Raw genomic sequence first — 14,155 nt, forward strand, 5'->3', positions numbered from 1 at the left:
CCCTAACAGGGATAAATATTAAAAAAATGAAAAAAATACTTTTTATAGATCGTGACGGAACAATGGTTTTGGAACCAAACGATTATCAATTAGACAGTTTCGAAAAATTAGAATTTTATCCAAACGCCTTTCAATATCTTGGTAAAATTGCTTTGGAACTAGATTTTGAACTCGTGATGGTTACGAATCAGGATGGCTTGGGAACTGATTCTCATCCGGAAATTAACTTTTGGCCAGTTCATAATTTAATCATGAAAGCGTTTGAAAATGAAGGAGTTGTTTTTAAAGAAGTATTAATTGATAAAACATTTCCGCACGAAAATGCACCGACACGCAAACCTGCAACGGGTTTATTGACAAAATATATTGATAATCCGGAATATGATTTAGAAAATTCATTCGTAATAGGCGATCGAATAACTGATGTGGAATTGGCAAAAAATTTGGGCTCAAAAGCGATTTTCATCAACACAGACGAAGGATTGGGTGGGGATGAAATAGCCTCAAAAAGAGAAGAACTCGATTCGGTTATTGCTTTGCAAACTACAGATTGGAAAGTAATTTATGAGTTTTTGAAATTAGAAGAGCGTTCTGCTTCAATAGAAAGAAAAACTAACGAAACGGATATTTTCATCAAGTTGAACCTTGATGGAACCGGAAAAAGTAAAATAGATACCGGAATTGCTTTTTTTGATCATATGCTGGATCAAATCGCACGTCACGGACAAATGGATTTAGAAATCCTTGTAAAAGGAGATTTGGAAGTGGATGAACACCATACTATCGAAGATACTGCGATTGCACTTGGAGAAGTTTTTGCAAAAGCATTAGGAAATAAATTAGGAATAGAACGTTACGGTTTTTGTTTGCCAATGGACGATTGTTTAGCACAAGTGGCTATTGATTTTGGAGGTAGAAACTGGTTGGTTTGGGAAACTGAATTCAAACGTGAAATGGTTGGTAAAATGCCGACGGAAATGTTTTATCATTTCTTCAAATCTTTCTCGGATGGTGCTAAAGCAAACATTAATATCAAAGCGGAAGGAACTAATGAACATCATAAAATTGAAGCCATTTTTAAAGCTTTTGCAAAAGCAATAAAAGTAGCCGTAAAACGCGATACCGAAAAAATGATTTTGCCTAGTACGAAGGGAATGCTTTAATTAAGTCAAAAGCCGAAAGTCTTAAAGTCGAAAGAACTTTAAAAATGATTTTTTTTGATATTGAAATTGACTTTATGACTTTTGACTTTACAACATTAAGACTAAATAAATGAAAATAGTAATCATAAATTACGGGGCAGGAAATATTCAAAGTATTATGTTTGCCATCGAAAGGTTGGGATTCAAAGCGGTTTTGAGTAATAATCCTGACGAAATTAAGACAGCCGATAAAGTTATTTTTCCAGGCGTTGGTGAAGCGAGTTACGCCATGAAAATGCTTATCGGAAGTGGTTTGGACACATTGATTCCAACCTTAAAACAACCCGTTTTGGGAATTTGTCTGGGTATGCAATTGATGTGCAACAAATCGGAAGAAGGGAATACAAAAGGTTTGGAAATTTTTGATGTTGATGTGATCAAATTCACTCCAAAAGTGAAAGTCCCACAAATGGGTTGGAATCAAATTTACAATCTGAAATCGCCTTTATTTGATTGTGTTTCTGAAAACGAGTACATGTATTTGGTTCATAGTTTTTATGCTCCGAGCTGTCCCGTAGCTATTGCTACAACAGATTATGAAGTTGAATATGCCTCAGCTTTGCAAAAGGATAATTTCTACGGAACACAATTTCATCCTGAAAAAAGTGGTGATGTAGGGGAACAAATCCTTGGAAACTTTTTGAAGTTATAAATAGCAATGGCAAAAATCAATTTCAATAACAATAAAATCTAAAATCTGCACTCTAAAATCTGAAATCTCAATGAGAATAATACCTGCAATAGATATCATAGACGGAAAATGTGTTCGCTTGTCAAAAGGCGATTACAATACCAAAATTATATACAATGAAAATCCACTTGAAGTGGCGAAATCATTCGAAGCACACGGAATCGAATATTTGCATTTGGTTGATTTGGATGGTGCAAAATCCAGTCAAATTGTCAATTATAAAATATTGGAGCAAATTGCCACAAAAACTAAATTGAAAATTGATTTTGGAGGCGGATTAAAATCGGATGCTGATTTAAAAATTGCTTTCGAAAGTGGTGCCAATCAGATTACTGGCGGAAGTATTGCCGTGAAAAATAGAGCAATTTTCGAAAAATGGATTGCCGAATATGGTTCTGATAAAATCATTTTGGGAGCGGATGCCAATAACGAAAAAGTAGCCGTTTCTGGCTGGCTGGAAGATTCTGATGAAGATTTAGTTCCATTTATACAAGACTATCAAAGCAAAGGAATTCAGTATGTTATTTGTACAGATATTGTCAAAGATGGCATGCTTGAAGGACCCAGCTTTGATTTGTATGCAAAAATTTTGGCTGAAGCCAGCGGCATAAAATTGATTGCTTCCGGAGGAATTTCTACATTTGACGAGTTGCCAAGGCTAGCCGAATTAGGTTGTGAAGGAACAATAATCGGAAAAGCAATTTACGAAGGAAGAATTTCATTGAAACAATTAGAAAATTATATAATCAACAAATAATAAAACATGATAACTTGTTATTTAAAATACACTATCGATCCTTTTCAATTGGATGTTTTTGAAGATTATGGCAAAAGATGGATTAAGTTAGTTAATCGTTTTGGAGGACAGCATCATGGTTATTTCATGCCTTCTGAAGGAGCAAATAACATAGCATTTGCCATGTTTTCGTTTCCTAACTTATCCGAATATGAGAATTACAGAAAACTAATTTTGGAAGATCATGAATGTATAGAGGCTTTTAAAATTGCAGAAGATACAAGGTGCATATTGAGCTATGAAAGAACCTTTTTGCGCCCAGTATTTGAATAAAAAGACTTTTAACAATAAATAGAATGCTTACAAAAAGAATTATTCCCTGTCTCGACATAAAAAACGGAAGAACCGTAAAAGGTGTTAATTTTGTGGACTTGCGTGATGCAGGAGATCCGGTGGAATTAGCCAAAATATACTCGGATGAAGGAGCCGATGAATTGGTTTTTTTGGATATTTCGGCAACGGAAGAAAGAAGAAAAACCTTGGTGGATTTGGTGCGAAAAGTAGCTTCGACGATTAATATTCCGTTTACCGTTGGTGGTGGAATTTCATCTGTTGAAGATGTTGAAATTTTACTGCAAAATGGAGCTGATAAGGTTTCCATTAATTCATCTGCTGTGAAAAACCCGCAGTTGATTAATGATTTGGCACAGAAATTTGGGAGTCAATGTGTGGTAGTTGCCATAGATGCTAAACAAATTGATGGACAATGGATTGTTCATTTAGTTGGCGGAAAAGTACCTACAGAATTGAATTTGTTTGATTGGGCAAAAGAAGTTGAAGAACGTGGCGCAGGCGAAATCCTTTTTACCTCCATGGATCATGATGGAACCAAAAACGGATTCGCCAATGAAGCTTTGGCAAAATTATCAGAATTAGTAAATATTCCAATAATAGCTTCTGGTGGTGCAGGTAACATACAGCATTTTATTGATACATTCAAAAAAGGAAAAGCTGATGCCGCATTGGCTGCAAGTGTATTTCATTTTAAAGAAATTGAAATCAAATCATTAAAAACAGCCCTTAAAAACAACAACATTGAGGTTAGAATTTAAGTCTTAATACTTAATTCTCACTACTTAATACTTAAAAAAAAATGAACATAGATTTTTCAAAAAATACAGACGGATTAATTCCTGCCATAATTCAAGATAGCGAAACTAAAACGGTTTTGATGCTGGGTTTTATGAATGCCGAAGCGTATCAAAAAACAGTTGACACTAAAAAAGTAACATTTTATAGTCGTACGAAACAAAGACTTTGGACAAAAGGAGAGGAAAGCGGCAATTTTCTCCATCTGATTGACATCAAAAACGACTGTGATAATGACACTTTATTGATACAGGTAAAACCAGAAGGGCCAACATGTCATAAAGGAACTGATACGTGTTGGGCAGACGAAAACAAACCTGATTATGGATTTATTTCAAATTTAGAAGACACAATCCAACTTCGAAGAGAAAATGCTGATTCTGAAAAAAGTTATGTTGCTTCCTTATTTAAACTAGGAATGAACAAAATTGCACAGAAAGTAGGCGAGGAAGCGATTGAAGTGGTTATTGAAGCGAAAGATGATAATGATGATTTGTTTTTGAGCGAAAGTGCTGATTTGCTTTTTCATTACCTTATATTGTTGCAAGCCAAAGGATTTAAGCTAAATGATGTTGTTGAAGTCCTAAAAAGTCGCCAGAAGAAAAATTAGTTTACTCAATTTTCATATTTAAACCCAATAGTAAATAATATACTATTGGGTTTTCTTTTTTCTTTTATTTCAAATTGCAATCCACTATATTTACTATTATTTTAAAATTAAAGTACCACAATGCAAGTGATGAATTTAGATAATACCACATTGACACAAGAATTAAACGATCCAATACTAAATACGGGGCTATATATAATCCTTACAACTGACGAAGATGATGCAAGACCTGTTTATATTTCAGGGAATTTCAATAATTGGCGTACGCAGGACAAAGCGTTTATGATGGAAAAAATTGGCAATAACTTATACCATTATAAATTTTTGCACGATTTTGATTATCCTGTCGTCCTTTTGTATAAATTTACTAAAGGGGATTGGAGTGAAGTGGAAATTGACAGCCACGGCAATCGTACCGAAAATCGTTCGACACTTAATCATACTGGTATTCAAAAAGAACATGTTGCCAGATGGCGAAAAAATTGGTTGCCTTTTAAACAATCATTTTTGCCACAAGTTCAGCTGATTTCAGATGAATTTTTAATTCCTCAGCTCAACAAAACAAGAAAAATTTGGGCTTTGTTGCCTCATGATTATGACAATTCAAGTGAAAGTTATCCCGTGATGTATTTGCAGGATGCCCAAAATTTATTTAATGAATCAGCCGAATTTGGCAATTGGGAAATTGACAAAAAACTGGCTGTTATGTCAGAGTACAAAATTGGAAAAATTATAATTATAGCGATAGAGCACGCCGAAGAAGATCGTATAAAAGAATATAATGTTGGGAAAACAGCATTAGGTAAAGGACAAGGCAAGAAATACATTCGATTTGTAACGGATACGCTAAAACCATTTATTGACAGTACCTTTCGAACCAAAAAAGAACGGGAATTTACCGGAATAGGAGGAAGCTCGATGGGCGGATTGGTAAGTATTTTTAGCGGATTAAGAAACCCTGAAGTGTATGGCAAATTAATGATTTTTTCACCATCACTTTGGGTAGTTCCGGAATTAAAAATCAATTCTGATAAAGCTAATACTGCCGATACCAAAATCTATTTGTATGCTGGCGGTGATGAAAGTGATACAATGATTGAACACATAAAAAGTTTTAAAGATAATTTGATTTCAAGCGAATTTGTAAAAGACAAATCAAAGATTAATCTAAGCATTAAAAGGCAAGGGAAACATAGCGAAACCTATTGGAGTGATGAATTCCCTAAAGCAATAGAATGGTTGTTTTTTAATACAAAAGAAACGTAGCTACACGATTTATAGTGTATGCAATTAATAAGGGAAAAAGAAAAGAACAAATGAAAACAAATACATTACAGAACGTAACTGATTTTTCAGGAACAATTTTGATTCCGGTTTTTGAAACGTATTCAAAAAGTATTGTTCCTATAACTTATAATGGACTAGAAGTAACATCAAAAGTTTTTTTCGGAAAAAAAGACACTCATTATTTAGCCGAAAAAAACAACAATACGTATGTTTTTATTGGCTTGGGAAAAGAGACGGATTATAAATCATTGAAAACTATTTTTCGCCGTATTTCATCGAAACAAAAAGAAGATTTCAGTTTGAATGTAGCTTTAGTTATACCGGAACAGTTTACTCAGGATCAGGTGGAAGCGATGATTTCGGGACTGCTTTTAGGAACGTATGATTTAGGTCATTTTAAATCGGAGAAAAGCGTTCATCCGTTTTTGGATCCTGATTTCACATTGAATTTGCTTTCTGAAAAAGATCATTTGGCTACAGCCAAAAAAGGAATTAAAATTGCCAAAGCGCAACTGGCAATCCATAATTTAGTTGATTTGCCTCCAAATACTGTTAATCCAAAATATCTAGCAAATTGGGCTAAAGAAACGGGTGAAAAATATGGTTTTGATGTAGAAGTTTTAGGTCATGATGCTTCAAAAATAGTGGGACTTGGTGCTTTTTTGGCAGTTGGAAAGGGAAGTGAAAATGAACCACAATTTATTATTATGAATTACACTCCTGCAGCCGAAGTGAAACACATAAAACATGTTGGATTGGTAGGGAAAGGAATCACCTTTGATACCGGTGGATTAGATATAAAAACAGCCGGAATGCTTCATATGAAATGTGATATGGCGGGAGCTGGAGCCGTTCTTGGTGCAATGCAACTCATTGCTGATTTACAATTACCCGTTAAAGTAACTGCAATTGTTCCTTGTGCCGAAAATTCCGTTGATGCCAAATCGTTTTTACCCAGTGATGTGATTCACAGTTACAGCGGACATTCGATAGAAATTATTGATACAGATGCTGAAGGAAGACTCATTTTAGCGGATGGATTATCGTATTTGATTAAAAATTTCAAACCAGAATATATTGTAGATATCGCCACACTTACCGGAAGCAGCGTTGGTACTTTTGGGTATGAATGTGGTGCTTTGTTTACCAATAATGCAGAAATGGCTAAGAAACTACAAGATAACGGAGATGCAATTGGAGAGCGTTTGTGGCCTTTGCCGCTTTGGGATGTTTATAAATCAGATATCGAAAGCGATATTGCCGATGTGAAAAATTATAGCGGAAAACCAGTTGCCGGAGCAATAAGCGCCGCTAAATTTTTAGAATATTTCACCCAAGAACACAAAGCTTGGGCGCATCTTGACGTTGCAGGTGTAGCATTTGGCGATGATGAGTTTGCTAAAAGTAAGCACGCAACAGGATATGGAGTTCATTTATTAACTAAATTCATTGAAAATTTATAACCTATGGAAAACTCTAAAACCTTCCTTTGTATTTCAAATTATTTCAAGGGTGCCGATTTTTTAATTAATTTAAAAAAGTTAGGCAACAAAGTCTATTTAGTGACGAGCGAAAAACTGAGAGACAAACCATGGCCGCATCAACATATTGATGAGATTTTTTATATGGAAGGTCAAGATGTCGATTGGAATTTAGAACATCTGTTGTTAGGTGTGGGTAATTTTATGAAGTCAACCAAAGTGGATGCCATTGTTGCTTTGGATGATTATGATGTAGAAAAAGCTACGTATCTCAGGGAAAATCTCCGTATTGACGGGATGGGACAAACTACAGGACGTTATTTTAGAGATAAACTGGCGATGCGCATGAGAGCCAAAAGTTGTGGAATTCCTATTCCGGCTTTTTGTTCATTATTTAATGATCATGATATTAATACTTTTGCAGATACTATTCAAGCTCCATGGGTTTTGAAACCACGATCAGAAGCTTCGGCTGCAGGAATTATAAAAATATTTGACAAAGAGAGTTTGTGGATTCATATCAATGAAATGGGGAATAACAGATTCAAATATTTATTAGAACAATTCAAACCTGGCGATGTGTATCATTGTGATAGTTTGATTTCGGATAGCAAAGTAATCTTTAGTTTAACTTCAAAATATTTAGCTACACCGATGGAAATTTTACAAGGTGGAGGCGTTTTTCGTTCGGCTATTATTAAATACAATTCAGAAGATGATAAAGCGATGAAAAAGTTAAATGAAGAAGTATTGAAAAGCTTTGGATTAAAACATGGTGCTGCACATACTGAATTCATAAAAAGCAATGAAGATGGTCAAATCTATTTTCTGGAGACTTCTTCAAGAGTAGGAGGAGCGCATTTGGCTGAAATGGTTGCCGAGGCTTCCAATATAAATTTATGGAAGGAATGGGCGGCTATTGAAGACGCATTGGTAAAAGGAACAAAATACATTTTACCAAAAGTAAAAAAAGGATATGCCGGAATTGTTTTGACCTTATCAAAATTCCAGCATCCTAATTTATCTTCGTTTTCAGATCCGGAAGTTTGTTTCAGAGTTCCGTTAGAACATCATGCAGGACTTATTGTAAAATCAGATAGTCAGGAACGAGTTTTAGAACTATTAGAAGATTATGGGAATCGCTTAGCCAATGATTTTACTGCTGTAGTACAACAAAATAAGGTAACCAACCTGCATTAATTTTTAATGCATAAAGTAAAAAAGCGACTATTTCAATAGAGATAGTCGCTTTTTATTTAAAGTTTAATAAATAAATACAATGGATAACAATCATTCCTCAGTTTGGATTCGGGGAAAAGAAAATAAATTTATTCAAGAATATGTTCAGGTATATACTGAAAAATAATTTTTTAGAGTCCTATATTTATAGGATTATAAAGTTTATTTTTGTTCCAAATGATTATTATGAAAAAACAGTTTAGTATTATTTTTATCACATTTCTATTTTTTAATGGTATAAATGCACAAGGTTTACTAGGAAAACCGGAGCAAATATTTACCAGACAAGATACTTTGCGAGGTAGCATCACTAAAGAAAGAGCTTGGTGGGATGCAAAATACTATCATCTTGATATTAAAGTAAATCCTGCAGACAGCACAATTACAGGTTCTAACGCCATTCGATATAAAGTATTGGAAGAACACAATACTATGCAAATTGACTTGCAAAATCCAATGGACATTTATAAAGTCATTCAGGATGGGGTAGCTTTAAAATACAGAAGAGAAGGAAATGCTTTCTTTATTGAATTAATTGCTCCTCAAACAAAAGGTGCAATAAAAGAACTTACCGTATTTTATGGAGGAAAACCAAAAGTTGCAATAAATCCACCTTGGGATGGTGGAATTACTTGGAAAAAAGACAGTAATGGCAATCATTTTATTGCTTCTTCCTGTCAAGGATTGGGTGCCAGTGTTTGGTGGCCAAACAAAGATCATATGTATGACGAAGTGGATACTATGTTGATTAGCGTAAATGTTCCGAAAAATTTGACGAATGTATCCAATGGCCGTTTGCAAAGTGTAAAACAATTAAAAGACGGAACCAAAACCTATAATTGGTATGTATCAAATCCTATCAATAATTATGGTGTAAATATCAATATCGGTGATTATGCTTCCTTTTCAGAAAAATACAAAGGCGAAAAAGGCGATTTAGATTGCAGCTATTATGTTTTGAGAGACAATTTGGCGAAAGCCAAAAAACAATTTCAAGATGTTCCAAGGATGCTGAAAGCTTTTGAACATTGGTTTGGACCGTATCCATTTTATGAAGACAGTTACAAGTTAATCGAAGCTCCGTATTTAGGAATGGAACATCAAAGCAGTGTGACGTATGGTAATGGGTACCAAAATGGGTATCGCGGTAGGGATTTAAGCGGAACAGGTTGGGGTTTAAAGTTTGATTTTATTATTATTCACGAATCGGGACATGAGTGGTTTGCCAATAATATCACGTATAAAGATATTGCTGATATGTGGATTCACGAAAGTTTCACGAACTATTCTGAAAGTCTTTTTGTAGAATATTACTATGGAAAAGATGCCGGATTTGAATATGTGAGAGGGACAAGAAAAGGAATAAACAATGACAAACCAATTATAGGGAACTACGGTGTAAACAACGAAGGTTCTGGAGATATGTATCCAAAAGGAGGGAACATGTTGCATACTTTACGCCAAATTGTAAATGATGATGAAAAATGGAGAGGAATATTAAGAGGTTTGAACAGTACTTTTTATCACCAAACGGTAACGACTAAACAAATTGAAGATTATTTAAGTCAGCAAGTTGGAATCGATTTATCAACTGTTTTTAATCAATATTTAAGAGATACTCGAATTCCAACATTAGAATATTTTTTCAAGGATAATCAAGTGGGTTATCGTTGGACAAATTGTGTTTCTGGATTCAATATGCCAGTGAAAGTATCTCTAAATGGAAAAGAAGAATTGCTGAAACCCGAAACGGAATGGAAGAGTCTTCCAACGATTACTGAAAATTCAAAACTGGAAATAGATACCAATTTTTATGTTGCAGGATTTAATATAACGGAGTAAAATAAGGGATAGATTCAACTAAAAAAGATGCATTTCTAATAATTAGAATGCATCTTTTTTAGTTAAAGAAAGTATGGTTTACAACAAATGCTTTTCTACATAAGCACAACTTGTTTTTACAGATTCTATTGGATTTGGATAATAATTAGTTTCATGTTCCACAAAGAAGTGTTTCATTCCTGAAAGTTTCGCTTCAGCAAAAATGGCTTTAAAATCAATCGTACCTTTCCCAATTTCTGTATTTAATTTTGGATCCGTTTTATCCATGTCTTTTACATGCCACATTGTAAAACGTCCTGGATTTTCTTTAAATAATTTTAACGGATTATTTCCGGAACGAACCGCCCAATACAAATCCAATTCAAAATCGACTAATTTTTTATCAGTTTCATTCAACAGAATTTCATAGCCCGTTGTATTTCCAAAAGTCTTAAATTCAAAGTCATGATTGTGGTAGGCTAATTTTAAACCTGCATCTTTACAAAGTATTGCGGCTTCATTTATCTTTAAAGCCGTTTTCTTGTAACCATCAGCATTAGTTCTCACGGACTCTGATAACCAAGGAATTGTTAGATATTCGCTTCCAAGGATATTCGCGGTTTCAATTGAAGCCTTTAAAAAGTCGGAATTATTCTTATCTATGAAAGAACTAAAATCATAATGGCCGCTGGTTGCTTTTAATCCATTATCGGATAAAATTGCTTTAAAGTCTTTTGCAGATGTACCAAAAAAACCATCCTTTGCAGAAAAACCATAAGTCTCCACCTCTTTAAAACCGGCTTTTGCTACTTGCTCCAAAACGCCTTTCACATCTTTTGGTAATGATTCTCTCAAAGAATAAAGCTGTAATCCAATATTTCGTTTTTTGGTGCCAAAAGCAAATGTAGGCGCAATGGCTAATGCACCTAATGCTAAACCGGCATTAATTAAAAATTCTCTTCTTTTTATCATGAGTTATTTTTTAGATTCGTTAAATATCACAAATTGCGATAGCCTGTTTCAATGAAGCTAGTTTATCCGGATTTTTAGGAATAAATTCTTGCCCTACAAATCCCTTAAAACCAGTTTTCGCAATCGCTTTCATGATTGCAGCATAATTTAGTTCCTGAGTTCCGTCAATTTCATTTCGTCCCGGAACGCCTGCAGTATGGTAATGTGCAATATATTGATGGTTATCTCTTATGCTTCTAATCACATCACCTTCATCAATTTGCATGTGGTAAATATCATAAAGCAACTTGAAATTTTCAGAATTTAATCGTTTCGCTAATTCCACTCCCCATGAGGTTCTGTTGCATTGATAATCTTTGTGGTCAATTTTACTGTTCAGCAATTCCATGACAAGGATTATATTGTGCTTTTCGGCCAAAGGAATTAGTTTTTGTAAACCAATAACACAATTATTCCAACCTTCTTCATCCGTTTTGCCTCTTCGGCTTCCGCTAAAGCAAATTAGATTTTTATAACCCGCTTTTGCGACAAGCGGAATCATTTCAGTGTAATTTTTTAGGAGTGTTTCATGAAATTTAATGTCATTAAAACCATCAACTAAATTAATTTCGGCACCATTACACATTGTGGAAACCAAATCATATTTTTTTAGAGTTGGCCAATCTTTTGGTCCAACTAAATCAATCCCGGTAATCCCCATTTTTTTTGATTCGACGCATAACGTGTCTAAATCGATGTCACTAAAACACCAGCGGGAAACGGAATGGTTTATATTTCCTTTCAACATACCTAATTGTGTTTCTGATTCATTTTTTTGCATAGCCAAAGCAGAAAATCCAGAAGGAATTCCAAAAGCTGCTGTTGTCGCAAGTAATCCTTTTATTGCTGATCTTCTATTCAAATTAGCGCTCATTTGTTTCTATTTAAATTACTCGAATTTATTCTTCGATCTTTATTTTATGTTTCTCTTTAAAAAATACAAAAAACAGTAACGAAATTCCTATTGCAAACAAACATGGAAAAATCCAAATTTTATTCCAATTGTGCATACCGGCTTCCATTGAATTTTGATCGACAATTAATCCGGCAACATAAAAACCAATATACATTCCAACACCATAAGTCGCTAATGTAATTAGACCTTGTGCAGAGGAACGTGATTCCTTACCTGCTTTTTGGTCTGTGTAAATTTGACCTGTTACGAAGAAAAAGTCATAACAAATACCGTGTAAAGCAATGGCAACATATAACATCCAAATATTACTTTCGGCATCGCCATAAGCAAACAATAAATAGCGTAAAACCCAAGCAAGCATTCCTATCAAAAGCATTTGTTTTATTCCAAATCTCAAAAAGAACAGCGGCATTAAGAACAAAAATAAAGTTTCAGACATTTGTCCTATAGTCATTTTTGCAGCAGCGCTTTGCATACCAACTTCATTCAAAAATTGATTCGCCTGTCCATAATAAAATGCTAATGGAATACAGATTAATATCGATGCAATAAAGAAAATCAGATAGTTTTTGTCTGCCAAAACTTTGAGTGCATCCAGACCAATTGTTTCTGAAAAACTTACTTTTTTTCCTGCTTTTGGCGGTGGTGTGTTTGGTAAAAAGAAGCAATATACTCCAAATCCGGCAGAAACTATAGCAGAAATCAAAAAGGTAATATTCAAGCTTTCTGGCGAAGATTCCCAAGCCATCCAGCCAATTATTAAACCCGCAGCAATCCAACCTATAGTTCCCCAAACTCTAATACTTGCAAATTCTTTTTCTGCATTAGTCATCTGATTTAAGGAAATTGAATTGACTAAAGCCAAAGTTGGCATGAAAAGAATCATGTAAACTAATAGCAATGAATAAAACGAATCAAAATCGGTTTGGGTAGAAATCAGGTATAAAATAATGGCTCCCACAAGATGCAGAACACCTAAAATCTTTTGAGCGGCGAAAAATTTATCGGCAATCATACCTACAATAAAAGGGGCTATTATTGCTCCTAAACATTGTGTACCGTATGCTAAACCTGTTTGTGTACCGGAAGCCATTATGCCTCCCTTGGTTAAATAGGTTCCCATAGTTACAAACCAAATTCCCCAAACGAAGAAATTGAAAAACATCATGGCCGATAGTTTAATTCTGACAATAGTATTCATTTAATTATTGATTAAAAGATTGGTTGAAAATTATTTTTTTTGGTGGCTACTATTAGATACTACATACCGTTTTCGCATCCAGTAGTTATTTCCATTGAATTCCATTCTTTAATCATAATGTTTCTGAACCACACATTATCTCCGTGGTCTTGCAATGCGATTTTACCTTTTTTGAATGCAGCAAAACCCGGCCAAGTAGCAAATTTACTTCCAGCAACTAGAGTTTTAAAATTGGCATCCCAAAGCGTCGTTTCAACAACTTTTACTCCATTAAGTAACATGGTCAGTTTTCCATACTTACATACTAAATCAACAGAATTCCATTCTCCAACTGGTTTTACAGGCTCTGAAGAACTTTTGATCAAATCATACAAATTACCTGCTCGGTGTTTTTCAATTTTTCCGTCAGGGTGACCGTCATTGTCCAATACTTGCATCTCTAAACCCGTTTCATACGTATTTTTGAATTTTGTTACATCCTCGTTTACATAGAAAATAATACCGCTGTTTGCATTTGCTGCCACTTTCCATTCTAGTTTTAAATGAAAATTAGCGTATTCTACATCAGTTACTAAATCACCGCCTTGACCATCTTTTGCAGCGGTTGGGTCAAAATGCAAAACACCATCTGCTACTTTCCAAGCTGAACCGGCAGTCTTTTTTCCATAAGAATGCCATCCGGCTGTGGTTTGTCCATCAAATATTGATTTAAATCCTTTTGGTAATGTTTGTGCATTTGCTGTTTGAATCAGTATCATTAGAAGTAATGAAGTACAAATATTTTTAATCATTTTTAGTGTTTTTAGTTTTT

14 protein-coding genes are annotated in these 14,155 nt (G+C 34.4%); 10 read left to right on the top strand and 4 right to left on the bottom strand.

The features are described 5' to 3' along the window. Positions 1-26: 26 nt before the first annotated feature. The 10 genes from hisB to ACNQGX_RS00495 all read left to right on the top strand — a co-directional run bounded on the left by hisB (position 27) and on the right by ACNQGX_RS00495 (position 10,237). Positions 27-1,163 carry a bifunctional histidinol-phosphatase/imidazoleglycerol-phosphate dehydratase HisB gene (hisB, locus tag ACNQGX_RS00450; protein ID WP_417973010.1) on the top strand — a complete coding sequence of 379 codons (1,137 nt, stop codon included), beginning with the start codon at positions 27-29 and terminating at the stop codon, positions 1,161-1,163. Between the two features lie 109 nt (positions 1,164-1,272). Beyond that, positions 1,273-1,854, top strand: coding sequence for an imidazole glycerol phosphate synthase subunit HisH (gene hisH, locus ACNQGX_RS00455; protein ID WP_417973012.1), 582 nt, complete (start codon positions 1,273-1,275; stop codon positions 1,852-1,854). 70 nt (positions 1,855-1,924) lie between these two features. Continuing rightward, complete coding sequence (gene hisA / locus ACNQGX_RS00460; protein ID WP_417973014.1) at positions 1,925-2,650, top strand: 1-(5-phosphoribosyl)-5-[(5-phosphoribosylamino)methylideneamino]imidazole-4-carboxamide isomerase; 726 nt, start codon at positions 1,925-1,927, stop codon at positions 2,648-2,650. Between the two features lie 6 nt (positions 2,651-2,656). Beyond that, positions 2,657-2,962, top strand: a complete 306-nt coding sequence (locus ACNQGX_RS00465; RefSeq protein WP_417973016.1) for an NIPSNAP family protein — start codon at positions 2,657-2,659, stop codon at positions 2,960-2,962. A gap of 23 nt (positions 2,963-2,985) precedes the next feature. Continuing rightward, a complete protein-coding gene (gene hisF, locus ACNQGX_RS00470) occupies positions 2,986-3,741 on the top strand; it encodes an imidazole glycerol phosphate synthase subunit HisF (RefSeq protein WP_417973018.1) in 756 nt (251 codons plus the stop codon). A 41-nt stretch (positions 3,742-3,782) separates the two neighbouring features. Next, entirely contained in the window at positions 3,783-4,388 is a 606-nt protein-coding gene (gene hisIE, locus ACNQGX_RS00475) for a bifunctional phosphoribosyl-AMP cyclohydrolase/phosphoribosyl-ATP diphosphatase HisIE (protein WP_417973019.1), read from the top strand. A gap of 129 nt (positions 4,389-4,517) precedes the next feature. Beyond that, positions 4,518-5,654: an alpha/beta hydrolase gene (locus ACNQGX_RS00480; RefSeq protein WP_417973021.1), complete on the top strand. Its 1,137-nt coding sequence runs from the start codon at positions 4,518-4,520 to the stop codon at positions 5,652-5,654. Between the two features lie 50 nt (positions 5,655-5,704). After that, positions 5,705-7,138: a leucyl aminopeptidase family protein gene (locus ACNQGX_RS00485; protein ID WP_417973023.1), complete on the top strand. Its 1,434-nt coding sequence runs from the start codon at positions 5,705-5,707 to the stop codon at positions 7,136-7,138. Between the two features lie 3 nt (positions 7,139-7,141). Beyond that, entirely contained in the window at positions 7,142-8,356 is a 1,215-nt protein-coding gene (locus ACNQGX_RS00490) for an ATP-grasp domain-containing protein (RefSeq protein WP_417973025.1), read from the top strand. Positions 8,357-8,581: 225 nt separating this feature from the next. Continuing rightward, positions 8,582-10,237, top strand: coding sequence for a M1 family metallopeptidase (locus tag ACNQGX_RS00495; RefSeq protein ID WP_417973027.1), 1,656 nt, complete (start codon positions 8,582-8,584; stop codon positions 10,235-10,237). Between the two features lie 78 nt (positions 10,238-10,315). On the opposite strand, the gene ACNQGX_RS00500 is transcribed toward ACNQGX_RS00495, so the two are convergent. From ACNQGX_RS00500 to ACNQGX_RS00515, 4 genes are read right to left on the bottom strand one after another with little or no spacing between them, the layout of a single operon-like run. Then, positions 10,316-11,188, bottom strand: coding sequence for a sugar phosphate isomerase/epimerase family protein (locus tag ACNQGX_RS00500; RefSeq protein ID WP_417973029.1), 873 nt, complete (start codon positions 11,186-11,188; stop codon positions 10,316-10,318). Positions 11,189-11,207: 19 nt separating this feature from the next. Continuing rightward, entirely contained in the window at positions 11,208-12,101 is an 894-nt protein-coding gene (locus ACNQGX_RS00505) for a hydroxypyruvate isomerase family protein (protein WP_417973031.1), read from the bottom strand. Between the two features lie 25 nt (positions 12,102-12,126). Further along, positions 12,127-13,344: a nucleoside permease gene (locus tag ACNQGX_RS00510; RefSeq protein WP_417973033.1), complete on the bottom strand. Its 1,218-nt coding sequence runs from the start codon at positions 13,342-13,344 to the stop codon at positions 12,127-12,129. A 59-nt stretch (positions 13,345-13,403) separates the two neighbouring features. Then, positions 13,404-14,135 carry a 3-keto-disaccharide hydrolase gene (locus ACNQGX_RS00515; RefSeq protein WP_417973035.1) on the bottom strand — a complete coding sequence of 244 codons (732 nt, stop codon included), beginning with the start codon at positions 14,133-14,135 and terminating at the stop codon, positions 13,404-13,406. Positions 14,136-14,155: the final 20 nt, after the last annotated feature.

This window comes from Flavobacterium glycogeni, from assembly GCF_048286775.1.
GTDB lineage: Bacteria > Bacteroidota > Bacteroidia > Flavobacteriales > Flavobacteriaceae > Flavobacterium.